The organism is Flavobacterium phragmitis, from assembly GCF_900112575.1.
Classification (GTDB): Bacteria; Bacteroidota; Bacteroidia; order Flavobacteriales; family Flavobacteriaceae; genus Flavobacterium; species Flavobacterium phragmitis.
In genome coordinates, this window is sequence record NZ_FOMH01000002.1 from 276,268 (window position 1) to 302,693 (window position 26,426).

The following is a 26,426-nucleotide window of genomic DNA, read 5'->3' on the forward strand; positions in this document are numbered from 1 at the left end:
ACTAAATGGCTAAAGATAATAATCCAAATCCGAATAAATTTAAAATAAGTCCTTGGTTAATATACACCGCAATACTTTTAGTTTTTTTATTCATAAGTTTTGCCACAGGAGGATCTAGCTTAAGCGAACCTGCACAATTAACTTCTTCTAAATTCAACACCTTATTAGAAAAAGGTCAGATTGAAAAAGTTATCGTTTACAACAAAGCAGAAGCTGAAGTATATTTAAATGCCGCTGCTCTTAAAGACCCGGCTAATAAAAAAGTAGCTGAAGATATTTTCAAACAACCAAACAAAGGTCCACATTATACTTTGGAAATTGGTAATGATCAGATCTTTCAGACTAAACTGGAAAAAGCAGTTAACGAAGGCAAACTAAAAGATTTTAATTTCCTTCAAAAAAACAACTGGAGCGATATTTTAATCAGCTTACTTCCTATCATCATCATTGTGGGTGTATGGATTTTCATTATGCGTAAAATGTCTGGCGGAGGCGCTGGCGGAGGCGGACAGATTTTCAACATTGGAAAATCGAAAGCTAAATTATTCGATGAAAAAACAGACATCAAAACAACATTCAAAGATGTTGCTGGTTTAGAAGGTGCTAAAGAAGAAATTCAGGAAATTGTTGAATTCCTTAAAAATCCAGAAAAATACACCAATCTGGGAGGTAAAATTCCAAAAGGAGCTTTATTGGTAGGACCTCCGGGGACTGGTAAAACTTTATTGGCAAAAGCTGTTGCCGGTGAAGCACAAGTACCTTTCTTCTCTTTATCAGGTTCTGACTTCGTTGAGATGTTTGTTGGAGTTGGTGCTTCACGTGTACGTGACTTATTCAAACAAGCAAAAGAAAAATCACCTGCTATCATTTTCATCGATGAGATTGATGCTGTTGGTAGAGCTCGTGGAAAAAGCAATATGTCTGGCGGAAATGACGAAAGAGAAAATACTTTGAACCAATTACTAACAGAAATGGATGGTTTTGGTACAAACTCAAACGTAATTGTTCTGGCTGCAACAAACAGAGCCGATGTATTAGACAAAGCTTTAATGCGTGCAGGACGTTTTGACAGACAAATTTTTGTTGACTTACCAGACATTAGAGAAAGAGCTGAAATCTTCAAGGTACACTTGGCTCCTATCAAAAAAGTGGAAGGTCTTGACTTAGATTTCTTAGCTAAACAAACTCCAGGTTTCTCTGGTGCTGATATTGCGAATGTTTGTAACGAAGCTGCGCTTATTGCTGCTCGTAACAATAAACCAGCAGTTGACAGACAAGATTTCCTTGATGCTGTAGATAGAATTATTGGTGGTCTTGAAAAGAAAAACAAAATCATTACTCCAGAAGAGAAAAGAGCAATTGCAATTCACGAAGCTGGTCACGCTACTGTAAGCTGGATGTTAGAGCATGCTGCACCACTTATCAAAGTGACTATTGTTCCTCGTGGACAAAGTTTAGGAGCGGCTTGGTACTTACCTGAGGAAAGACAAATCGTTAGAACAGATCAGATGCTGGACGAAATGTGTGCTACTATGGGAGGTAGAGCGGCTGAAAAAGTAACTTTTGACAGAATTTCTACTGGTGCTTTGAGTGACTTAGAAAAAGTAACTCGTCAGGCTCGTGCTATGGTAACTATCTACGGACTAAACGATAAAATCGGAAACGTTACTTATTACGATTCTACTGGTCAAAGTGAGTACAACTTCTCTAAACCATATTCTGATGAAACAGCAAAAATTATTGACGCTGAAATTTCAGAATTAATCGAAGGCCAATACCAGAGAGCCATTCAGATATTAGAAGAAAACAAAGACAAGTTAAACCAACTTGCTGATATCCTGATTGAAAAAGAAGTAATCTTTAAAGATGACTTAGAAAACATTTTTGGAAAACGAACTTTTGATAAAAATCTAGAAGAAGTAGTTTCATAAATAATCAAGAAATACACAATATTTTTCAAAATCTTAATTCAAAACACCCTTTTGAATTAAGATTTTTTTATCTTTGAACGTTTTCAATTAACATGTAAAGTATTTCATATAAAAAATGAATTTTTTCAAAAAAATATTTGGCTCGAGTGAAGCCCCTTCTGACGAAGAGAACGAAAGCGAATATGCAGGTACCTCTGCACAGAACAGTCATTTATCTTTAGACGAACAATTTATTTTCAATTTCAAGAAAAATGGAGGTAAATTTTTGTACTGTGAAAACAAAAGTGAAGTAACTGAGCAGTTTGAAAACATTTTAGAAGAAAATGACTGGTTTGAACAAGAAGTTTTGTGCTATGAACCTGCACTATTTGGTTTATTAGACGAAAACAAATTATTTTACATTGCGCCTTCAAATCCAAAATTCTTATTAGCCAGCTGTGAAAATCTTATAGCCGACGAAGGTTCTATATTATTTTCATCTAAACAAATTCGACAGAATAAACCAAACGAATTACCTGCAAATATTGTTATTATAGCTACAACAAGCCAAATTCTTCCAATGAAAAGTGATGGATTGAGCGCTATAAAACGCAAGTACGACAGAGACATACCTACTAACATCACTACAATAAAATATTTCGAAAAAGCTAAAGAAGAAGACTTCACGCAATACGGAAGTGTTGCCAAAAACCTTTATTTACTGCTTTTAGAAGACCTTTAAGATGAACGAAACGCTGAAGAGAACCATTTCTGGTGCTGTTTATATCGCTCTATTATTAAGTTCGATACTGTTTTCAACTGAAAGCTTCATTATCCTTTTTGGTGTTTTCCTAATCATCACGATTTACGAGTTTTCGAATATTGTAAATCTAAATAAGGTGTTTTCTATTCTTTTCGGTTTACTCATTTACACATCAACAATTCTCGTTAGTCATTACAATAAACAAACAAGTAAATATCTTAATGATTCTTTTAATTCGAACATAAGTTTAGAAACCAACATTAAACAGCTGGATTTAATTCTTCTGGCTATTACTATTGTTGTCTCCATTAAATGCATCATTTTTTTATTTTACGACTCTGTTCAAAAAATAAGTACTTCTTCTAAATATCTCTATTTATTAGGATACATTACACTTCCCTTTATCTTTATCGTTAAAATTTCATTTGGAACGAACGATTATAATCCGAAAATTATCATTGGATTATTTGTCTTAATCTGGACCAATGATACTTTTGCCTATTTGGTTGGAAAATCAATGGGAAAACATAAATTATTTGAACGTGTTTCTCCTAAAAAAACAATCGAAGGATTTCTTGGCGGTGTTGTTTTTGCAGCATTTGCAGGTTTTTTAATTTCGAAATTTTATATTCAGGCTAAACCTGAGTTTAGCAATATGTCAATTTTAATTTGGACCATCATCGCTTTAATTGTCAGCATTTTTGGTACTATTGGAGATTTGATTGAATCTAAATTTAAAAGAATTGCCGGTGTAAAAGACAGCGGTTCCATAATGCCCGGCCACGGAGGTATCTTAGATCGATTAGATAGTGTTATATTTGTAGCACCCATTATATTTTTATTTTATCAAATTTTATATTATGTTTCATAAAGAAGGAGGCCCGTCCATTTTACTAGGTACTGTATTTACTGTAGCTGTACTTTTAATTGCTGATAAATTCATTGATATTGCATGGCTTAGAATGCTTGTTCAATTTGCGGCGGTTTTGATTTTGATCATTATTTTACAATTTTTTAGAAATCCTAAAAGAATTGCAATTAGAAACAGTGATCACATTCTGGCTCCTGTCGATGGAAAAGTTGTGGTTATCGAGGAAGTTTATGAAGGAGAATATTTTAAGGACAAACGTTTACAGGTTTCTATTTTTATGTCACCAATCAATGTGCACGTAACACGTTATGCAATGGATGGCATCATTAAATTCAGTAAATATCACCCTGGTAAATTTCTTGTTGCCTGGCATCCAAAAGCAAGTGAAGAAAACGAAAGAACTACTGTAGTTATCGAAAACGAAACTTTTGGCGCTGTTTTGTACAGACAAATTGCAGGTGCATTAGCTAGAAGAATTGTAAATTATGCTAAAGAAGGAATGCAGGTTGTTCAGGGAACTGACGCTGGTTTCATTAAATTTGGATCAAGAGTAGATTTATTTTTACCTTTAGGTACCCCAATCAACGTTGAGTTAAATCAAAAAGCGATTGGTGGAAAAACAATTATTGCTACAAAAGCATAAATGACTGAAAAAGATTTAGATACTCGCTTTGCAGAAGCCGTAGAAATTGCCATGACAATGACTCAGGCTTCACTGCCGCAAGATGTGCAGTTAAGACTTTATGCTTTTTACAAACAGGCAACTTTTGGTACAGCTGTCTATAATCAATCTGAAAATTTTGATTTGAGAGACGCTTTCAAAACCAATGCCTGGATGCAGATCAGCCATATGTCGATTGATGAGGCGAAAGAAAATTATATCGAGATCATTAATTCATTAACATCAAAATAAATAACATTATGAAGAAAAACGTTGTTCTTTTTACTGCTTTAACTTCATTTTTACTATTATTTTCCTGTAAAGAAGACAAGCTGACAGAAGTAGTTGAGGTTCCTCTTCCAACCAAAGAAGAAAAAATCACTATAGGCTCACCTAATGAAGTTAAAGCTGATCCCGGTTCTTTTGAAATGACCAAACTGCCTTTTGCTTATGATGGCCTTTCTCCTGCAATAAGGTCACTGACCATGGAAACGCATTATTCTAAACACTATCTTTCTTACACAAACAATTTCAACAAAGAAATTGTTTCTACAGAATTTGAAAATATGCCAATTGAGGATATTTTAAAAAAGATGGATTTAAACAACGCTAAACTTCGTCAAAACGCTGGAGGTTATTACAATCACACACTCTATTTTAATATTTTAACTCCAAAAGAGCAAACCCCAAAAGATACGCTTTCAGGTTCTATCAACAAAGAGTTTGGTTCTTTCAGTAACCTAACCAATCAGTTTAAAGCGCAGTCTGAAAAGCAATTTGGATCTGGATGGGTTTGGCTTGTTGTGGATCGTTACGGAAAATTACAGATCACCACGACACAAGACCAAGATAATCCTTTAATGAAAAATGCTCTGATTCCAGGAACACCAATTTTAGGAATTGATCTTTGGGAACACGCATATTATCTGGATTATCAAAACAGAAAAGGAACTTATATTGACGCTTTTTACGACCATATTAATTGGGAAAAAGTGAACGAATATTATGTCGAAGCGCTGAAAAAGGTCAAAAAAGTATAAAACAAAAAGCTGATACCCAAAAAAGTATCAGCTTTTTTTTATACCTTAAGGGTAACTCTAAACACGAATAACATGAAAGATATTGCCAATCGTTTTTTAGAAAACCCTTTATTATCACCATCAGATTTACCTCCAAGCAGAGAAGGATTAGAAATTACCTGTCTTTTAAATCCCGGCGTTTTTCGATTTGAAAATAAAATCTGGCTGGCCGTAAGAGTTGCTGAAAGACCAAAACAAGCTGAAAATATTATTTCTTTTCCAATACTAACAGAAAATGGTTTAATCGAAATCATAGAAATTCTAAAAGATCATCCCGAACTTATAGCAACTGATGCCCGAGTTATTAATTATCAGGGAATTGATTATTTAACCACTTTATCTCATATCAGATTATTATGCAGTGAAGACGGAAAACATTTCTATGAACCTGAGAATTATCCCTATTTAGCAGGTGAAGGAATTTTGGAAACTTTTGGAATAGAAGATTGCCGTGTTTCTTTAATTGAAGGAAAATATTATCTGACTTTTACTTCGGTCTCCAATAATGGCGTTGGAGTTGGTTTGCGCACTACAACCGACTGGAAAAATTTCGAAAAACATGGAATGATATTTCCTCCTCATAATAAAGACTGCGCTATTTTTGAAGAAAAAATAAATGGACTATTTTATGCCTTACACCGTCCAAGCAGTGTTGATATCGGCGGAAATTACATTTGGATTGCTTCATCTCCTGACGGTCTTCATTGGGGAAATCATCAATGTATTATCACAACCAGAAAAGGAAATTGGGACAGCAAAAGAGTTGGTGCCGGTGCAGCACCTATTAAAACGGAAAAAGGCTGGCTCGAGATTTATCATGGAGCAAATGAAGCCCATCAATATTGTCTGGGTGCTTTTCTCTTAGATTTAGAAAATCCTGCCAAAGTCATTTCAAGAACCGAAGTTCCAATTATGTTTCCCACAACAGATTACGAATTAAGTGGCTTTTTTGGAAATGTGGTATTTACAAATGGTCACATTATAGAACCCGACGGAGATACGCTGACTATTTATTATGGCGCTTCAGACGAATTTGTCTGTGGTGCTCAATTTTCAATCAAAGAAATCCTTTCACTTTTAAAAGAAGTTTAAAAACAAAAAACTTGCTTAAACCTTAATCAGTTTTAAGCAAGCTCTCTTTTATTTTATCTCATTTTAGTTTACTTCATAAATAAATGATTCAGAAGGTTTGATTTTAACTCTTGCCGAACCTTCACCATTTTTAACGGTAAGATAAGTTTTACTGACTGAATATAATTTATCTACGAGCACATAAGAACCATCTTTTAAATTCCACTTTGAAATAAGAGTCGAAGGAATTTTCAATTCAAATTCGCTTTCTTTTTCTGAAGAGAAATTAGCAATTACAATCAGTTTTTGCTTTTCTGACCATCGAACGTAAGAATACAATAACGCATCATAATTCGGATTTTGACGGTTTGCAGATTGAATTTCTTCAAAACTTCCCATTAAAGCACTGCTGTTGATTATAAAATTCAATAATCGTTTGTAAAAATCACGCAGATTTTTTTCTGAATCAGATAATTGTCCTCCGTCAAACTTACCTTCATTCATCCAGCGCTGATGATTTGGAACTCCGATATAATCAAAAATAGAGGTTCTGGAGCGTTTACCAAAACCGGCATCTTCATTTCCAGCCTCCCCTACTTCTTGACCAAAATAAATCATAGTTGGCGAAGTACTCAATGTCGCAGAAACAACCATCAAAGGTTTTCCTCTTTCAGGAGTTCCTGCAAATTCTGGCGAAGCCAAACGTTGTTCGTCATGGTTATCCAAAAAATGAAGCATATGATGTTCAATATCTGTCATTCTTTTCTGAATATCATTTAATTCATCCGGAGAAGATTTTCCCTGAATAATATCTTTCAGTTTATCGTAAGTTTCTACTTTATCATATAGATAATCCATTTTTCCTAAACGGATGTAATTGCGATATTCATTCGGATTGTAAACTTCTGCCAATAAAAAAGCATTTGGATTCTTCATTTTAATTGAAGAGTTCATGTAACTCCAAAATTCATACGGAACCATTTCGGCCATATCATAGCGAAATCCGTCCACTCCTTTTGCTGTCCAGTACAAAGCAATATCTCTGAATTTTTCCCAAGAATCCGGAACGTCTTTGTCCTGCCAAAAAGCAAAATGTTCTTTATAATTTTTCTGGTCAAATCCAGCTGGAAGTTCTGGAAAGTCTTTACTGCCATCAGGACGAACGCCATAATTCACTTTAACAGTTTCATACCAGTCATTTTGATCTGGTTTTACCTTACGTGAACCATTTCCTGTCCATTTCGCAGGGTTTTCATCAAATTTCCCATCAATAAGAGGATTTTTTTCTCCGTTTAACGGAATATCTCCATCAGGAATTTCAAAATGCTCTCTTGGAATATAATAGAAATTATTATCCCGTTTGTATTCAACTGAAACATCATCATCTGCACCAAAATCTTTTACGCCTACAGGATTAGATTTGCCTTCATATTTTCTCGCAATATGATTTGGAACAATGTCTATAATTACTTTTAAACCTGCATTATGAGTACGTTTTATTAAGGCTTCAAATTCTTCAAGACGTTTTGCCGGATCAACAGCCAGATCAGGATTTACGTTATAATAATCTTTTACCGCATAAGGAGAACCTGCTCTTCCTTTTACTACCTCAGGATCATCATTTGAAATTCCATACGCCGTATAATCACGCACCAAAGCATGATGAGGTACGCCAGTATACCAAATATAGGTAACTCCTAAATCTTTTATTTCATGAAGTGCTTTATCTGTAAAATCATTAAATTTTCCAACTCCATTTTCTTCGATGGTTCCCCAGGGTTTATTCGTTTTATTTTTATTTCCAAACAGGCGTGTAAAAACTTGATAAACTACAACTTTCTTTTCTGCAGTAGTCTCTTTTTTTGCTGTACTCATTTTTAAATCTTGTGTTTTACATGCTGAAAACAGTACAGTTAATGTAATTCCAGCTGTAATTAATCTTTTGCTTATCATATAATGGGTTAATCTAAATATAGCTTATAATTCTCTAAAAACCTCTAAAGGCTCAAAAAACAATTTTCTAAATGTAGCTCATTTTTTAAAACTCAGAACAACTTTAATACGTTTTATACCGTTCTAAGACCGAAACAATTTAACTACAACGTGAGAGTTCGTTGTTTTGTTGAAAAAATAAATACCCTCGATTTTTCCAATTGGAATGTTGATGACTTATTATAAATTAATGCTAATATCCACCACAGGTTCTAACCTTTTTTATAAATTTGACAAAAATTTAATCAGTTGAAGAAATCACTCTTTTTCATATTCATTTGTCTGTCTTTTTTAAGCGTTCAATTCACTTTCGCTCAAGCAAAAAAAAAACCTGCACAAACTCCGAAAACAATCGTCATTGAAAATGCTGATTATTCTGATGTAGATCAGGTTAATGCTCCAGACGCGCTTTTGTTAACTGGAAACGTAAAAATAAATCATGACGGCGTTGTGCTTACGTGCAATAAAGCTTATTTTTTTCAAAAAGAGAATTATTTAAAAGCGTTTGGAAATGTACAATTAGTACAGGGAGATACTTTATTCTTAAACAGTAAATACGCAGAGTATAGCGGGAATGCGAAAAAAGCTTTTGCAACTGGAGATGCCGTTTTAACTTCGCCTGATGCTACATTGCGAACTGACACGATTAATTTTGACCGAAATGTTCAGGAAGCCTTCTATAATACTAAAGGAACTATCGTAAACAAGGACAATACTCTAGTGAGTAAATCCGGAAGATATTATGCCGAACAAAAGAAGTTTCAGTTCCTGACGGAAGTAGTTATTACAAATCCTAAATATGTAATTAAATCCAATCATTTGGATTACTACAGTAATTCCGGGCATACTTATCTGCTTGGTCCTTCAACTATTACCAGTAAAGAAAACTATATTTATACCGAAAAAGGGTTTTACGACACAAAGAAAAACCTGGCACATTTTCTCCGAAAATCCTATATCAAATATGATGATCGGCTCATAGAAGGCGATAGTTTATTTTATAACCGAAATACCGAATTTGCATCGGCGACACGAAATGTGAAGATTACAGATTCTATCAATAAAGGAATTGTAAAAGGGCATTATGCAGAGCTATACAAACTGAAAGATTCCATGTTTGTAACCAAAAGAGCCGTTGCAATCAATTTAGTTGAAAATGACTCGGTTTACATTCACGGACAAAAATTAATGGTTACCGGAAAAGAAGGCGAAAGAATTTTAAGAGCGTATAAAAATGTACGTTTCTTTAAAATTGATATGAGCGGAAAATGCGACTCTATACATTCTGATTCCAAAATAGCCTTAACTAAATTGATCGGAAATCCAATTATTTGGAATGGAGAAAATCAGATAACTGGCGATGTCATGCACCTAATTGGCGATAATAATACACGAAAATTAGATTCCTTAAAAGTGCTCAACAACACCTTTTTAATCTCGCGGGACACCCTCGGAACAGGTTTTAATCAAGTCAAAGGACTCAATTTGTTTGGAAAATTTAAGGATGGTAAACTCCATTACGTTGATATAATCAAGAACACCGAGGTCATTTATTACAGCCGAAATGATCAAAACGAACTTGTTGGAATTGATAAAAGCGTAAGCAGTAAAATCAATTTGATTTTGGAGAACAATAAAATTGAAACCCTTACACTTTTCAATAATGTTGACGGCGATATGTTTCCTGAAGATGAGCTTCCGGAAAATGCAAGAAAGCTTCGAGGAATGGTCTGGCGTGGCAATGAACGTATCAAATCCAAAGACGATATTTTCACCGCAGAAGAAAATGAAATGAATGAAAAACTAATTCAGCAAGGAAAAGAAGAAGAGGAAAAAGGCAAAAATGTCCCAATGAAAGTCAGAAAGGAAACTTTAGATTACGACAAGAAGAAACCCGCTGTAAAACCTGCAATAACACCTAAGCAAAAATAGTTTTCAGTTGCAGTCGCAGTCACAGTTTTCCATTTCAAATACTAAGAGCTGAAATCAATCTCAGAATCTTAGAATCTCAGCAACTTAGAATCTTAGAAAAAATGAATCCAGATTTTATAAAATACCAGGCACAAACTTCTCCTTATCCTTTAGGAATGGAAGTTTCTCATGCCATTGGGTCTTACATATACGACACAAACGATAAAAAATATTTAGATTTTGTTGCCGGAGTTTCGGCTTGTACGCTTGGACACCAGCATCCGAGAGTAAATCAAGCTATAAAAAATCAACTGGATAAATATTCTCACGTAATGGTTTATGGCGAATATTCACAAAGTCCGGCGGTTCAATATTGCAAAATGATGGCTTCACTCCTTCCTGAATCTTTAAACAAAACATATTTAGTAAATTCAGGAACAGAAGCTATTGAAGGCGCTTTAAAATTGGCCAAAAGAACGACTGGAAGAAGTCAGCTTATTTCATGTCATAACGCCTATCATGGAAATACCATGGGATCGATGAGCGTTATGGGATTTGAAGAACGCAAACAAGCTTTTAGACCTCTGCTTCCAGATGTCGATTTTATCACTTTTAATAACGAAGAAGATTTACAAAAAATAACCACTCGAACAGCAGCCATTCTTTTAGAAACCATTCAAGGCGGTGCTGGTTTTATTCAACCTGAAAATAATTTTCTTCAAAAAGTCAAAAAACGCTGTGAAGAAGTTGGCGCCTTAATGATTGTCGACGAAATCCAGCCAGGCTTTGGTAGAACGGGGAAACTATTTGGTTTTCAGAATTATGATGTCGTTCCAGACATTGTAGTAATGGGTAAAGGAATGGGAGGCGGAATGCCTGTCGGAGCTTTTACAGCATCTGCTGAAAGAATGGATCTTTTAACCGAAAACCCAAAATTAGGTCATATCACTACTTTTGGCGGTCACCCTGTCATTGCGTCAGCCTGTTTAGCTACTTTGCAGGAATTAACTGAAACAAATTTAATGGCAGAAGCACTCGAAAAGGAAAAACTCTTCAGATCGCTTTTGGTACATCCTTTGATAACAGAAGTTAGAGGAAAAGGATTAATGCTGGCCGCTATGGCAGAATCGGCTGAAATTACAAATGAAGTAATTTTGACCTGCCAAGATCGAGGACTTATTTTATTCTGGCTTTTATTTGAAGGTTGTGCGATTAGAATTACACCTCCTTTGACAATTTCAGAAGATGAAATTCGTGAAGGCTGTGCCATTATTTTAGAAGTAATGGATGAAATAATGAAAAAGAATTCTAAATAGAACTTCGGATTTTTTCAAATGGATACTGTTGTTTTATCTGTATTTTAATTTCGTTAAAACATTTTCAGCATTAACAGAAAAAAGACAAAATCGAAGCTAATCTCTTGATAATAAAAGAGATTTCTTCCCAAAACAGAATAAAAAACGCTATATATTGTTAATTAAATTGTTCAAAACAATTAATTTCTTATCCTTACAACAATTATATGGTTGCCTAAATTTATATCAGGCTAATTTCAAATATACGAAGTATGCAATTAAGCAACGAAGAAGAAGATTATAACCTATCCCTATCCAAATTTGAGTCGATGTTAAAAACGAACAAAGTACTCTTTTTTGATTCTGAAGAATTCGAAGAAATCATTCTTCATTATTTAGACATAGGTAAGGCTAATTTAGCAAAAAAGGCCTTAAAACTTGCATTAGACCAACATCCAAAATCTACAGGCTTAAAATTAGTACAAGTAGAAATGCTGGTTTATGATGATAAACTCGATCTGGCTGAAAAGCTTTTGAATGAGTTGTACGCAATTGAACCTAACAACGAGGAAATCTATATCCAGAAAGCCAATATTTGTTCTAAAAGAGATCAGCACGAAAAAGCAGTTGAACTGTTAAAAATCGCGTTGCAATACACTGATGATTATGCTGATGTGTATAATTTGATTGGAATGGAATATCTTTTTATGGATAATCTCGAGCTGGCAAAAGAGAATTTTATCAAATGTCTTGAAGAAGATTTAGAAGATCAATCTGCTCTTTATAACGTAGTGTATTGTTTTGAGTTTTTAGATCAAAACCAAGAAGCTATTGTCTATCTTAACGAATATATCAACAGAAATCCGTATAGCGAAATTGCATGGCATCAGCTTGGACGTCTTCATTATGGCGTAAAAGAATATGAAAATGCCATTCGTGCATTCGATTATGCAACGTTGATAGATGACGAATTTTTAGGCGCTTTTATGGAAAAAGCAAAAGCTTACGAACGTCTGAAAAAATACAACGAAGCCATTGAAAGTTATAACAGAACCATCGAACTGGACGATGCAACATCATATGCTCTGCTTCGAATTGGTAAATGTTACGAGAAACTTGGAAATTTAGCGAAAGCGATTCAATATTATAACCAAACTGTTCATGAAGATCCGCTTTTAGACAAAGGCTGGATTGCCATAACCGATTTTCATCTTCGCCAGAAAAACTATCAAAAAGCATTATTTTTTGTCAATAAAGCTTTGGCAATCGACAATCAAAATCGTTTGTACTGGAAAAGATATGCAACAATCAACAAACACATGAACTTCTTTGAAGAAGCCGAATTTGGTTTCAGAAAAGCAGTTGAGTTTGGAGATTATGCACTAGATACTTGGTTATATTGGGTTGATATTCTTCAGTTTTTAGGAGAATTTGAAAGCGCTATTCAGACTTTATTACAGGCCTCAGAATATTTCCCTGAAGAAAATGAAATCGAATATCGTTTAGCTGGTTTATATTTCATGATTCAAGATACCACAAAAGCTAAATTCCATTTAAGCAATGGTTTACGTCTTAATTTTGATAATTACATCTTGATTGAAGATTTATTTCCAGTGGTTTGGTCAAAAAAAACAGTAAAAAATTATATAGAAAAACATCGTAAATAATAATGGTTGATATTTTATTAAGAAGACGTTTTGGATTATTGGGGCGCAACATTAGCTACTCTTTTTCAAAAGGTTATTTTACAGAAAAATTTAACAATGAAGTCTTTGCTGGTAACAGCTATGAGAATTTTGACATTTCAGAAATTAATTATTTCACCGAATTAATTAAAAACAATCCTGATTTAAAAGGATTAAATGTTACCATTCCTTACAAAGAACAAGTTATTCCTTTCTTAGATAAATTATCACGAAAAGCCACTTTAATTGGTGCTGTCAATACTATAAAATTTACCAAAAACGGCAAACTAAAAGGATATAACACTGATTATTACGGATTCAAAAAATCATTAGAGCCACTTTTAGAGCCACATCATAAAAAAGCGCTTATTCTGGGAACAGGCGGTGCTTCTAAAGGCGTTGCTTTTGCTCTAGATGAATTGGGTATTCCGTATACTTTTGTTTCCAGAGAAGCGAAAGAAAACATTATTGATTACGATTTGATCAATGCCACTACTTTTGACAATTTTCAAATCATAATTAACTGTACACCTGTTGGAACAAGTCCAAATATTGATGCTTGTCCAAACTTGCCGTATGAGTTTTTTACAGAAAAACATATTGCTTACGATTTAATTTACAATCCCGCCGAAACTACTTTTCTAAAATTGGCAAAAGAAAGAGGCGCAGTGATAAAAAACGGTCATGACATGCTGATTTTTCAGGCAGAAAAAGCCTGGAAAATCTGGAACAAATAAAAAGAGTATCAAAATAAAATGTTAATGTATTTTTTGTATTTTTAAACCACTTATTAACAGGTGGTTATGAAGAAAATACAATTACTTAGCATTTTATTTTTTTTATTTAACAATCTACTTTTAGCTCAAGAAAATGATACCTTACAAAGTCCTTTCTCAGAGCCACGTTACCATTATTTCCTCAAGACCATAATTCTTTTTGATGAGTATCTAGATACTGACAACGGTTCTATCAACACCACACAAGTACGCGTTCTGCTTCCAATTGGGAACAAAGCCTGGAATCTTCGTTTTGATCTTCCTTTAGTTTCTGCAAATACCAATTCCATAAACAAAACTGCGATTGGAGATGTTGGTATGGGAGTCAGTTATATTCCCTATATGAAAAACAGCAACGGTTTTGCCTTACGCACAAGAGTTTATGGCAATACTGCTGCAGATCCCAATTTTGGAACTGGGAAATGGGTTATCATGCCTGCTGTTGTTTATGGAAAGTATTTATACAATAAAAAATTCCTTTGGTTATCTACAATGGAATATCAAAGTAGTTTTGCGGGCGATGATAGTCGAAATGATATCAGTGTCACTCTTTTTGAAAATGTTTTATTGCATTTCTTCGGAAAAAATTGGGTAGCCGCCGATGTTGCTTTTAGATACAATGATATTATTGACGGTTTTCAAAATAATGCTTTTGTTGAATTCGGAAGAAAAATCACACCTACAAATTTAGTCTACATACACCCCAGTGCAGGATTTGGCATAAACAGAACCTACAATTTTGGAATTGAAATGGGCGTTTTGATTCTTTTCTAACCCAAAAAAAAAATCAATAGAACCTTACTAATTTATATTTTTACAATAATAATTAAAAAAAGAATGCAGATTTTGAATTTATGGATACCTCAGTTATTCAATCAAAAGCCATTCAACATAACAGCTAATAAGTCCAAAGAATAGGAATTTCGTCTTAAAATACAGCATAATCAAGCGATTTATTTTGTATTTAGAAACACCTTTACTATCTTTCGCTCTGTTTAAAATAAAAACCTTATACATTTTAAAGATGTTAGAAGAAAAGAATGATAACCTGCATGATGCAGACGGAAAATCAGGAATCGAAATCAATGATGCTGCAACAAATGATGCAATTGAAATATCTGATCCTGAAACTTTAGTTGAGAATTCAACTTCAGAAACTCAAAATAACGATGATACTACTGAAAATGCTCATCAAGAAGCACTGGATGTTATCACCAATTCAAATGCAGCCGAAAGTGAAGACGAGACTTTAAAAGAACGTCATGATATTCCAATGCAGGATTATAATACATTCTCTTTAGATGCTCTTGTAGATGAATTAAAAAAACTGGTTAATACAGACAAAGTAATGTCTGTAAAAGATCATATTGAAGAAATCAAAAAAGCTTTTTTACTTCAATATCATCATCTTTTAGAGGAAAAGAAAGAAGAGTTTCTTGCTTCCAACACAGACCCAAATGAAGAATTTGAATACCACCTACCTTTAAAATCAAAGTTTGACGAATATTATAATGTTTTTAGAGACAAAAGAAATGTTCATTTTAAACATTTACAGACTAATTTAAAAACGAATTTAGAAACTCGTCTAGCAATTGTTGAGGAATTAAAAGAACTAATCAATCCGCAGGAAAATATAAAAGATACTCTTAAACATTTTAATGAGTTGAGAGAAAGATGGAAAAATGCTGGTGCAATTCCAAAAGACAAATACAATCACGTTTGGAACAATTACCATTTTCATGTGGAGAATTTCTATGATTATCTTCATTTAGACCGTGAAGCTAGAGATTTAGATTTTAAACACAACTTAGAATTAAAACAAAAAATAATCGCACGTGTTGAAGAATTAGTAAACGATACAGATGTGAACAAATCTTTCCGTGAATTACAAGATTTACACCGAATTTGGAAAGAAGACATCGGGCCAGTTTCTAAAGAACACCGTGATGAAATTTGGAATCAATTCAGCGAGTTAACCAAAAAGATACACGATAAGAGAGAAGTTTTATTTGAAAACCAAAGAGCTAACGAACAGCAAAATCTTGAGATTAAGAAAGAAATCATTTCTAAAATCGAAGTTTTAGGTACTGAAAAAGTAAACTCTCACTCACAATGGCTTGTACAGATCCAGAAAGTAGAAGAATTAAGAAATGAGTTTTTTGCTGCTGGAAAAGTTCCGTCAGAAGTAAACGAAGAAACTTGGGCTGCATTTAAAACTGCCGTTAGAAATTTCAATGCTTTTAAGAATTCTTTCTACAAAGACATTAAGAAAGATCAAAATGACAATTTAAATAAAAAACTTGCTCTTGTAGCTAAAGCAAAAGAATTACAAGAAAGTACCGATTTTCAAGCTACAACTCCTGTAATGAAACAAATTCAGGAAGAATGGAAACAAATTGGGCACGTTCCTAAAAAATACTCAGACAAAATCTGGAAAGAGTTTAAAGATGCCTGCAACCACTATTTTGACAAATTAAAAGAACATAAATCGGAAGAAAACAGCGAAGAAGTAGCTGCTTTTGACAACAAAAAAGCCTATTTAGAGGTCTTAAGAGCTTTCCAGTTAACTGGAGATCATAAAACAGATTTGGACGGCATTAAAGCACATATCGAAACCTGGAAAGGATTTGGAAAAGTTCCTTTTTCAAGACGTCATATCGAAGGAAAATTCAATAAAATCCTAGATGCTCTTTTCGAAAAATTAAGCTTAAGCAAAAAAGAATCTGAAATGATGCGTTTTGCAAATCGCATTGATTCTCTTTCCGACAGCAATGACACGCGCAAATTAGATAATGAAAAAATCTTTATCATGCGTAAAATTGAAGAAGTTCAAAATGAAATTTTCCAATTAGAAAACAATATTCAGTTTTTTACCAATACTAAAAATGCTAAAAAAGAAAATTCAATTGTTACTGAAGTACGCAAAAACATCGCTATTCATAAAGAAAGCCTTGAAGTTTGGAAAGATAAGCTGAAACAATTAAGAAACTTAGGTCAGGAATAAGATTTAAGTTAAAAAATAATTATAGAAAGGTGTAGTGAAAATGTTCATTACACCTTTTTTTATATCTAAAATGTTTCTTTTACCGCAAAGCACGCAAAGATTTATTTTATTAAGTGGTTGTGTTCGTAAATAAAAAGTTCGCAAAGCTTTATCTACTCAAAGCTTTATCTACTCAAAGCTTTATGTACGCAAAACTTTGCGAACTTTCCTTTCTTAAATAATAAGAAATACAAAAAAAACTTTGCGTGCTTTGCGGTAAAAACCCACTCCAAACAAAAATCCAAAACTTAACATTCTAATTAAATTCTATAAAACAATTCTGTAAAATATTGATTATATTTGAATTACCACATTATCATTTGATAATCAAACAAATAACAACATTTTATTAATTTTAATACCACACAAATGAAATTTACAAGAAAAGCACACGCCAACTGGAAAGGAACCGGTATGGAAGGAAAAGGAACTATTAGTACTCAAAGTACTACTTTAGATAATGCACAACTGTCTTTCAAAACAAGATTTGCAGATGGCGTTGGTACAAACCCGGAAGAATTAGTTGCAGCGGCACATTCCGGCTGTTTTACAATGCAATTAAGCTTTTTATTAAACGAAGGCGGATTTACAGCTGATGATTTAACTACAGAAGCAACAGTGACTTTTGAAGACGGTTCAATCACTTTAATTCATTTGGATTTAAAAGGAAAAGTCCCTTCAATTTCTGCTGAGGAATTCACAGCTACAGCGAATAAAGCAAAAGAAATCTGTCCGATTTCTAAACTGCTAAATACCACAATTACATTATCCGCTGAATTAATTAGCTAAAAAAATTAAGCATAAAAAAAACCATTCACCGCACAGTGAATGGTTTTTTTTTATTTATAACGAAAGTCTATTACATTTTAGCTTTTAATGCTTTTGCTTCAGCAGTCATTTCAAGAGCACTGTAAACCCCTAATAATGTTTTAGAAACATCTTCATTTTTAGGATCTAATTCGTTTGCCTTTTTAAGGTAAGGAATTACACCTTTGAAAACATTTTCTCTCTGAGCTTTTAAAACATCGTAACGTTTCATGTCTTTAGCAGAAGTACCTAATTTATTCATTTCATCAATGATTGGTTTTTCAGCTTCTAACTTTAACGCTGCAAGATTTAAATAAGCATTAGCATAATTAGGATTGATTTCAATTGCTCTTAGGTAATATTTTTCGGCATCTGCATTATTATTTGCACCTGCACTAAGTACTCCTAAGTTAAATACTAAATCAGCATTATTCGGATCTTTCTCTAAAGCTTCGTTAACTAACTTTTTGTAAGTATCGAAATCTTTAGTCTCTAAGTATAAGTTAGCTTCAGTCAAAATTAAAGAAGTATCTTCTGGGTTTGCTTTTCTAGCATCTGCGATTGCTTTTTTAGCATCTTCAGTACGCCCTTTTTGAACTAAGATCAACGCTAAGTTTTTGTAAATCTCACCTCTTTTTGAAGGAATAGCTTCTGTTTTAGGTTTTTCGTGTGTACCTAATTTTACAGCCATATCTCTTTCTTTAGCACTTGCAAAGTTATCCTCATTATTATTAGCTTTATTTTCAGCCAAATACAAAGTACCTTTTCCAGAATAGTTCACTTTTTTCAACTCCTCATACATTGGCAATGCCAAATCGAAATCTTGTGCATTTACAGCAGTCGAAGCAGCATAATACAAGTTAATTGTATCTTTTTTATCTAAAGCATAAGCCTCATACAATTTTTTCGCTCCTTCCGCATGTTTATTTGCCTGAGTATCAGCAATTGCAGAGTTAATCAACTGACCTTTGATATTAGTGATTGAAGTCGCTGCCTGAGTAGAATATTTTTGTTTTCCTGAAGCTTTTTCAACTTCAATTAATTTTTTATAACTCTCAGCTGCAGCAGATAAATTTTTGCTCTCTTCAACTTTTTTATTTGCTAACTCTAAATAAGCATTTCCTTGAACGAAATAGAATTGTGCTTGTTCAGTATCTTTAGCATTCGCTACTAAGTTTTCAGCATCTTTAAGAATTGTGATCGCGCCTTGAGCGTCACCACCTTTTAATGCCTTTTCAGCGTTTTTAATTTGATCTTTTTGAGCAAACGTAGCTACAGAGATCAGTAATGCTGATGCTAGTATTACATATTTACTTTTCATAGTGATTTTTATTTGTATTTAATTTTTCTGTCTTTAATTATTCTTCCGACTCCTCTTCGTCAGCATCTGCGTCATCTTCGTCATCAATTACTTCATCATCAGAATCGTCGTCATCTTCAACAGTTCCATCATCTTCAAGAACTTCATCAAGATCAGGCTTAACTCTTTCGATTACAGACTCGATTACATTTCCGTCTTCATCTACAACTTGTTCTGGTTCATCTTCTTTCATAACAGTAGTTACTGCTGCAATAGAATCTTTACCTTTTAAGTTAATCAATCTTACCCCTTGAGTAGCACGTCCCATAACACGCAAATCCTCAATTGCCATTCTGATAGTCAATCCAGATTTATTGATAATCATCAAATCATCTGCATCAGTAACCGCATTAATAGAGATTAATTTTCCTGTTTTTTCAGTGATATTAAGTGTCTTAACTCCTTTACCTCCACGGTTCGTAATTCTGTACACATCTTCTCCGTCTTCGTCAACCAGTTTTGTACGTTTTCCGTATCCGTTTTCAGTTACAACCAAGATCTGAGATTCAGCAATATCATTTTTATCAACAGTTACCATTCCGATTACTTCATCAGACTCATCTTTTAAAGTAATTCCACGAACTCCAGAAGCAGTTCTTCCCATCGGACGTGTTTTAGTTTCCTCAAAACGAACCAATTTACCAGACTTCACAGCCATAATAATTTGGCTTTCTCCGTTCGTTAACTGTGCTCCTATTAATTCATCACCTTCTTTAATTGTAATAGCTGCAACTCCATTAGCTCTTGGTTTAGAATATTTCTCTAAAGAAGTTTTCTTCACCTGGCCTTTTTTCGTCACCATTACAAGGTTATGTGTATTGATGTAATCTTTATCTTTTAAGTCTTGTGTACAAATGAAAGCTTTTACTTTATCATCACTTTCAATATTTACCAAGTTCTGAATTGCTCTTCCTTTTGCCGTTTTACTTCCTTCTGGAATTTCATAAACACGCATCCAGAAACATTTTCCTTTTTGCGTAAAGAACATCATATATTGGTGGTTGGTCGCTACGAACATGTGCTCCAAGAAATCTTGATCTCTTGTTCCCGCACTCTTCTGTCCAACTCCACCTCTATTTTGTGTTTTGTATTCTGACAAGTTTGTACGTTTGATATAACCTGCATGCGAAATAGTAATAACCACACTTTCATCAGCAATCAAATCTTCAATACTTACATCACCTCCAGAATATTCGATTTGAGAACGACGGTCATCACCATATTTATCGCGAATTTCCGTAAGCTCTTCTTTAATCAAATCAATTCTTAAATTAACATCTGCTAATAATGCTTTTAAATGCTCAATCAACTTCATTAATTCGTCAAATTCAGCTCTTAACTTATCTTGTTCCAGACCTGTTAACTGACGCAAACGCATTTCTACAATTGCACGAGCTTGAATATCAGAAAGCTTAAATCTTTCGATTAATTTTTCTCTCGCTTCATCTGTGTTTTTAGACCCTCTAATTAACGCAATTACTTCATCAATATTATCTGAAGCAATGATTAACCCTTCTAAAATATGCGCTCTTTCTTCTGCTTTACGTAATTCAAACTGTGTTCTTCTTACTACCACATCGTGACGGTGCTCAATAAAGTAATGAATCATATCTTTCAGATTCAATAATTGAGGACGTCCTTTTACTAATGCAATATTATTTACACTAAAAGAAGATTGCAATTGAGTGTATTTATACAAGGTATTCAAAACCACGTTTGGAGTAGCATCACGTTTCAAGATATAAACGATACGCATACCGCTTCTATCCGACTCGTCACGGATATTGGCAATACCTTCAATTTTTTTCTCGTTAACCAAATCAGCCGTACGTTTGATCATCTCGGCTTTATTGACTTGATAAGGAATTTCAGTAACGATGATACATTCTCTTCCGTCAACCTCTTCAAAACCAACTTTTGCACGCATTACAATACGTCCTCTACCTGTTTTAAAAGCTTCACGAACACCTTCGTATCCATATATTACACCACCAGTTGGAAAATCTGGTGCTTTAATATGTGTCATTAATTCGTCAACTTCAATATCGTTATTATCTAAGTACGCTAAAGTACCATTGATAACTTCAGTTAAATTGTGTGGTGGCATATTGGTTGCCATACCAACTGCAATACCTGTTGCTCCATTTACTAATAAAGTAGGAACTTTTGTAGGCATTACTTTTGGTTCATATAATGTATCGTCAAAGTTTAGTTGAAAATCAACCGTCTCTTTTTCGATATCTGCCATAATTTCCTCAGAAATTCTACGCATTCTAGCCTCAGTATAACGCATTGCTGCTGGACTATCTCCATCGACAGATCCAAAGTTACCTTGACCATCAACTAATAAATATCGCATACTCCACTCCTGAGCCATACGTACCATTGCGTCGTAAACAGAGGTATCTCCATGCGGGTGGTATTTACCCAGAACCTCTCCCACGATTCTTGCAGATTTTTTATGGGCAGATCTTGAAGTTACTCCTAAATCATACATTCCATAAAGAACTCTTCGATGCACTGGTTTCAAGCCATCTCTAACATCAGGAAGTGCTCTTGATACAATTACTGACATCGAATAATCGATGTAAGCTGATTTCATTTCATCTTCAATGTTAATAGGAATTAACTTTTCTCCTTCAGACATAAGTTGTTATATTAAAATAATTATAATAGTTTCAAAGCGTGCCAAGATACGTTTTTTTAAAATTTTTTCAGCTATTTCCTTACACTTATTTAAATGATTTATTAACAACTTTATTTTGACTTTTAGTTAATAAATTAAGCGTTTTTTAACGCTTTTATTCTCTTTTTTTTCGTCTATTAGCTGTCAGGAGATCTTGACAGGTACGGTTTTTGTTTTTAAAACAGTAATTCACTAAATTTACAATACCAATTATATATTATGGATGATAATTTTTCACCAAGAGTAAAAGATGTTATTACATACAGTAAGGAAGAGGCACTACGTTTGGGCCACGACTTTATTGGTACAGAACATCTCATGCTGGGTATTTTAAGAGATGGTAACGGAAAAGCTATTCATATACTTAATAACCTAGCTGTCGATTTAGATCATTTACGCAGAAAAGTAGAAATACTGAGCCCTGCTAACCTGAGCGTTGAAGTAAATGCAGAAAAGAAAAACCTTCATCTTACCCGACAGGCCGAAAGAGCCCTGAAGACCACTTTTCTTGAAGCAAAAGTATTTCAAAGTTCATCAATTAGCACCGCACACCTGCTGTTATGCATCTTGCGCAACGAAAACGATCCAACAACCAAGCTGCTGAATAAACTTAAAATAGATTATGACGTAGCTAAAGAACAGTATTTAAATATGACTCCAAACAACGAAGAAGAATTCTTAGAAAACTTGCCAAGAAACGAATCGTACAATGACGATTCAGGACAAGATGACAGTCTAAAAGAAAGTAGTTTTAATAATCCCGCCAATAAGTCAAACAAAAAATCTAAAACTCCAGTTTTAGATAATTTTGGGAGAGATTTAACAGAAATGGCTGAAGAAGGGAAACTAGATCCAGTTGTGGGACGCGAAAAAGAAATTGAACGTGTTTCGCAAATTCTAAGCCGTAGAAAAAAGAACAATCCACTTCTTATTGGAGAACCTGGGGTTGGTAAATCTGCTATTGCAGAAGGACTTGCCTTACGTATTATTCAAAAGAAAGTATCTCGTATACTTTTCCACAAACGAGTTGTTACTCTTGATTTAGCAAGTTTAGTTGCTGGAACAAAATACAGAGGACAATTTGAGGAAAGAATGAAAGCCGTAATGAACGAGCTGGAAAAAAACGATGATATCATTCTTTTTATAGATGAGATCCACACTATTGTAGGTGCAGGTGGAGCAACCGGGTCACTTGATGCTTCAAACATGTTCAAACCTGCATTAGCAAGAGGCGAAATCCAATGTATTGGTGCTACTACTCTTGATGAATATAGACAATATATTGAGAAAGATGGCGCTCTGGAAAGACGTTTCCAAAAAGTAATTGTAGAACCAACTTCTGTTGAAGAAACAATCGCTATTTTGAATAACGTTAAAGACAAATACGAAGATCACCATAACGTAACTTATACTCCTGAAGCTATTGAAGCTTGTGTTAAGTTAACAAACAGATATATGTCTGAGCGTTTCTTACCAGACAAAGCTATCGATGCAATGGACGAAGCCGGATCACGTGTACATATTACCAACATTGATGTTCCAAAACAAATTTTGGATTTAGAACGTCAATTAGAAGAAGTTCGTGAGCTTAAAAATATGGTTGTTAAAAAACAAAAATATGAAGAGGCCGCAAAACTTCGTGATGATGAAAAACGTATCGAAAAAGACCTTGCTCTAGCACAAGAACAATGGGAAGAAGATTCTAAAAACAATAGAATCGAAGTTACAGAAGATAATGTAGCCGATGTTGTTTCTATGATGACTGGAATTCCTGTAAACAGAATTGCACAGACAGAAAGCAATAAATTGGCTCAATTACCTGAATTGATTCAGAACAAAGTAATTGGTCAAAACGATGCTGTTCTTAAAATTGCTCGTTCTATCCAACGTAACAGAGCTGGGCTTAAAGATCCGAACAAACCAATTGGTTCATTCATTTTCTTAGGTCAGACTGGTGTTGGTAAAACACAATTGGCTAAAGTATTAGCTAAAGAATTATTCGATTCAGAAGATGCTTTAGTTCGTATCGATATGAGTGAATACATGGAGAAATTTGCGATTTCTCGTTTAGTTGGAGCGCCTCCAGGATACGTCGGGTACGAAGAAGGTGGTCAATTGACTGAGAAAGTTCGAAGAAAACCTTACTGTGTAGTTCTTTTAGATGAGATCGAAAAAGCACACCCGGATGTATTCAATATGATGCTTCAGGTTTTAGATGACGGATATTTAACTGATAGTTTAGGTCGTAAAATTGACTTTAAAAACACTATCATCATCATGACCTCTAACGTTGGAGCACGTCAATTGAAAGATTTTGGACAAGGAGTTGGATTCGGAACTGCAGCAAGAACAGCTCAGGCAGATGAAAATTCAAAAAGCATTATCGAAAATGCATTGAAGAAAACTTTTGCTCCTGAATTCTTAAACAGAATTGATGACGTAATTGTATTTAATGCACTAGAAAAAGCAGACATCGATTTGATTATCGAAATCGAATTGAAAAAACTCTATTCTCGTATTGCAGAACTAGGATACAAACTAAGCTTAACAGAAAAAGCAAAAGCATTTATCGCTGAAAAAGGTTTTGACAAGCAGTTTGGAGCTCGACCGCTGAAAAGAGCAATCCAGAAATATGTTGAAGATTTGTTAGCGGAAGAAATCATCACTTCTAAAATACATTCAGGCGATGAAATCTTGATGGACTTAAAAGATGATTCTCAAGAATTATCAGTTGAAATCCACAAAGCCGAAGAGCCGACGAATCAATAAATTAGTTAAAATTTATAACAGAAATAACTTACCCGTTACGTTTTCATAACATAACGGGTATTTTTTTTGCAAAAATCACTATCTTTAGTAAAAGCAAATAGCTATTTTTGAATTTAAATTATCTAACAAAATCTGTTGGGTAGTGAAATTAAAAAAACATTTAAACACATAGAAACATAGATTTTTACTTTACTAAAAAAAAAAAAGAAAAATAGAAAGAAACTAGTTTCTAACACATAGTCCCGATAACAATCGGGATGAATTTATGCAAGTGGAACGTCTGTTATGCAGTTTCAAATACTATGTTTCTATGTGTTTAAAATAATCACAACCAACAGATCATAAAACTAAATAAAAACATATGCTTCAAAACAAAGTCATTTTAGGCAGCGAAGAATGGTGCTCATTTCCAGAACTAGGAATCCCGACAATCAAAGCTCGTGTTGATTCCGGCGCTAAAACTTCGGCAATGCACGCTTTAAACATAGCGCCTTTTATAAAAAATGATGCCAATTGGGTTAAGTTTGATATTAATCCAATTCAGAATAATATTAAAACCATTATTCACTGTGAAGCACCTTTAGTTGACAAACGAATCGTAAAAAGCTCAAGTGGTTTTAGAGAACATCGTTACGTGATTCAAACCAGCTTAAAAATCGGTGATGCTAAATGGCCTATCGAAATGACTTTGACCAATCGTGATTCTATGGGATTCAGAATGCTTTTAGGGCGTGAAGCCATGAGTGGAAGAGTTTTAGTCGATCCAGAGCAAAAATATCTTTTAGGACAGCCTACCCCGGAATCTCTTAAAGAACTATATCAAAATTCAGAAAAAGCAAAAACAGGTTTAAGAATTGGCCTTTTAGCCAGTAACCCTGAATTATACAGCAACAAAAGAATTATGGAAGCCGGCGAAATGCGCGGTCACGAAATGCATTTCTTAAACATTAAAGAATGCTACATGAAACTGGACGCCAAAAAACCTGAAATTCATTACAGAGGCGGAAAAATCCTAAACGAATTCGATGCTATTATTCCAAGAATCAGACCAAGCATTACTTTTTATGGTTGTGCTTTGACGCGTCAGTTTGAAGCTTTGAAGGTTTTTGTTTTGAATTCAGCTACAGCAATTACACAATCGAGAGATAAATTATATTCCTTACAGTTGCTTTTGAACAGCGGAATTGATATTCCAACAACAGGATTTGCTAATTCTCCGCTTGATACAGACAATCTGATTAAAATGGTTGGCGGTTCACCTTTAATTGTAAAATTATTAGAAGGAACGCAAGGAAAAGGCGTTGTTTTGGCTGAAACCAAAAAAGCAGCAGAAAGTGTTATCAATGCATTCAAAAGCCTCAATGCCAATATCTTGGTTCAAGAATTCATCAAAGAAGCTAACGGAAAAGATATTCGTTGTTTTGTGATTGACGGAAAAGTGGTTGCCGCAATTCAGCGCGAAGCCATGCCAGGGGAATTCAGAGCTAATATTCATTTGGGCGGAACCGCATCTGTGATAAAAGTAACTCCAGAAGAAAAAAAGATTGCCATCAAAGCAGCAAAAGCAATGGATTTAAAAGTGGCTGGTGTTGATATCATCCGCTCTTCCAAAGGCCCGTTATTGCTGGAAGTAAATTCTTCTCCAGGCCTTGAAGGAATTGAAGGCGCAACTAATAAAGATGTTGCCGGAGAAATGATTAGAGCGATTGAAAAGAATTTTAAACTGTAATTAAGTTCATTTAAACTT

Annotated in this window: 19 protein-coding genes; 16 read left to right on the top strand and 3 right to left on the bottom strand. The window is 34.1% G+C overall.

The annotated features are described in order from the left end of the window. Positions 1 to 5: 5 nt before the first annotated feature. The 7 genes from ftsH to BM289_RS04130 all read left to right on the top strand — a co-directional run bounded on the left by ftsH (position 6) and on the right by BM289_RS04130 (position 6,376). Positions 6 to 1,931: an ATP-dependent zinc metalloprotease FtsH gene (ftsH, locus tag BM289_RS04100; RefSeq protein WP_091491084.1), complete on the top strand. Its 1,926-nt coding sequence runs from the start codon at positions 6 to 8 to the stop codon at positions 1,929 to 1,931. 115 nt (positions 1,932 to 2,046) lie between these two features. Further along, positions 2,047 to 2,652 (top strand): lactate utilization protein B/C, encoded by a 606-nt coding sequence (locus tag BM289_RS04105; protein WP_091491085.1) that lies wholly within the window; start codon positions 2,047 to 2,049, stop codon positions 2,650 to 2,652. 1 nt (position 2,653) lies between these two features. Then, positions 2,654 to 3,544 (top strand): phosphatidate cytidylyltransferase, encoded by an 891-nt coding sequence (locus BM289_RS04110; RefSeq protein WP_091491087.1) that lies wholly within the window; start codon positions 2,654 to 2,656, stop codon positions 3,542 to 3,544. After that, on the top strand, positions 3,534 to 4,187 hold the full coding sequence (locus BM289_RS04115) for a phosphatidylserine decarboxylase family protein (RefSeq protein ID WP_091491088.1): 654 nt from the start codon (positions 3,534 to 3,536) through the stop codon (positions 4,185 to 4,187). The genes BM289_RS04110 and BM289_RS04115 overlap by 11 nt, the downstream gene beginning before the upstream one ends. Next, positions 4,188 to 4,457 (top strand): acyl-CoA-binding protein, encoded by a 270-nt coding sequence (locus tag BM289_RS04120; protein ID WP_091491090.1) that lies wholly within the window; start codon positions 4,188 to 4,190, stop codon positions 4,455 to 4,457. It begins immediately after the preceding gene. Positions 4,458 to 4,465: 8 nt separating this feature from the next. Then, positions 4,466 to 5,245, top strand: a complete 780-nt coding sequence (locus tag BM289_RS04125) for a superoxide dismutase (protein ID WP_091491091.1) — start codon at positions 4,466 to 4,468, stop codon at positions 5,243 to 5,245. A gap of 72 nt (positions 5,246 to 5,317) precedes the next feature. Then, a complete protein-coding gene (locus tag BM289_RS04130; protein WP_091491093.1) occupies positions 5,318 to 6,376 on the top strand; it encodes a glycoside hydrolase family 130 protein in 1,059 nt (352 codons plus the stop codon). A gap of 63 nt (positions 6,377 to 6,439) precedes the next feature. Here BM289_RS04130 and BM289_RS04135 read toward each other — a convergent pair whose 3' ends face one another. Further along, positions 6,440 to 8,308, bottom strand: a complete 1,869-nt coding sequence (locus BM289_RS04135; RefSeq protein ID WP_091491094.1) for an alpha-amylase family glycosyl hydrolase — start codon at positions 8,306 to 8,308, stop codon at positions 6,440 to 6,442. 288 nt (positions 8,309 to 8,596) lie between these two features. Here BM289_RS04135 and BM289_RS04140 point away from each other — a divergent pair, with 288 nt between their 5' ends. The 7 genes from BM289_RS04140 to BM289_RS04170 all read left to right on the top strand — a co-directional run bounded on the left by BM289_RS04140 (position 8,597) and on the right by BM289_RS04170 (position 17,846). Beyond that, entirely contained in the window at positions 8,597 to 10,279 is a 1,683-nt protein-coding gene (locus BM289_RS04140; protein ID WP_091491096.1) for an OstA-like protein, read from the top strand. A 101-nt stretch (positions 10,280 to 10,380) separates the two neighbouring features. Continuing rightward, entirely contained in the window at positions 10,381 to 11,574 is a 1,194-nt protein-coding gene (locus BM289_RS04145; protein ID WP_091491098.1) for an aspartate aminotransferase family protein, read from the top strand. A gap of 251 nt (positions 11,575 to 11,825) precedes the next feature. After that, positions 11,826 to 13,220, top strand: coding sequence for a tetratricopeptide repeat protein (locus BM289_RS04150; RefSeq protein ID WP_091491100.1), 1,395 nt, complete (start codon positions 11,826 to 11,828; stop codon positions 13,218 to 13,220). 2 nt (positions 13,221 to 13,222) lie between these two features. Further along, positions 13,223 to 13,975 (top strand): shikimate dehydrogenase family protein, encoded by a 753-nt coding sequence (locus tag BM289_RS04155; protein ID WP_091491101.1) that lies wholly within the window; start codon positions 13,223 to 13,225, stop codon positions 13,973 to 13,975. Between the two features lie 66 nt (positions 13,976 to 14,041). Continuing rightward, on the top strand, positions 14,042 to 14,788 hold the full coding sequence (locus BM289_RS04160) for a lipid A phosphoethanolamine transferase (protein ID WP_091491103.1): 747 nt from the start codon (positions 14,042 to 14,044) through the stop codon (positions 14,786 to 14,788). A 250-nt stretch (positions 14,789 to 15,038) separates the two neighbouring features. Further along, positions 15,039 to 17,018 (top strand): DUF349 domain-containing protein, encoded by a 1,980-nt coding sequence (locus BM289_RS04165; protein WP_091491105.1) that lies wholly within the window; start codon positions 15,039 to 15,041, stop codon positions 17,016 to 17,018. 408 nt (positions 17,019 to 17,426) lie between these two features. Further along, complete coding sequence (locus BM289_RS04170) at positions 17,427 to 17,846, top strand: OsmC family protein (protein ID WP_091491107.1); 420 nt, start codon at positions 17,427 to 17,429, stop codon at positions 17,844 to 17,846. A gap of 70 nt (positions 17,847 to 17,916) precedes the next feature. Here BM289_RS04170 and BM289_RS04175 read toward each other — a convergent pair whose 3' ends face one another. Together BM289_RS04175 and gyrA are read right to left on the bottom strand one after the other, a co-directional pair. Then, positions 17,917 to 19,185, bottom strand: coding sequence for a tetratricopeptide repeat protein (locus tag BM289_RS04175; RefSeq protein ID WP_091491108.1), 1,269 nt, complete (start codon positions 19,183 to 19,185; stop codon positions 17,917 to 17,919). A gap of 37 nt (positions 19,186 to 19,222) precedes the next feature. Beyond that, entirely contained in the window at positions 19,223 to 21,871 is a 2,649-nt protein-coding gene (gyrA, locus tag BM289_RS04180) for a DNA gyrase subunit A (RefSeq protein WP_091491110.1), read from the bottom strand. Between the two features lie 258 nt (positions 21,872 to 22,129). Here gyrA and BM289_RS04185 point away from each other — a divergent pair, with 258 nt between their 5' ends. Together BM289_RS04185 and rimK are read left to right on the top strand one after the other, a co-directional pair. Beyond that, on the top strand, positions 22,130 to 24,679 hold the full coding sequence (locus tag BM289_RS04185) for an ATP-dependent Clp protease ATP-binding subunit (RefSeq protein WP_091491112.1): 2,550 nt from the start codon (positions 22,130 to 22,132) through the stop codon (positions 24,677 to 24,679). 361 nt (positions 24,680 to 25,040) lie between these two features. Continuing rightward, complete coding sequence (rimK, locus tag BM289_RS04190; protein ID WP_091491113.1) at positions 25,041 to 26,408, top strand: 30S ribosomal protein S6--L-glutamate ligase; 1,368 nt, start codon at positions 25,041 to 25,043, stop codon at positions 26,406 to 26,408. Positions 26,409 to 26,426: the final 18 nt, after the last annotated feature.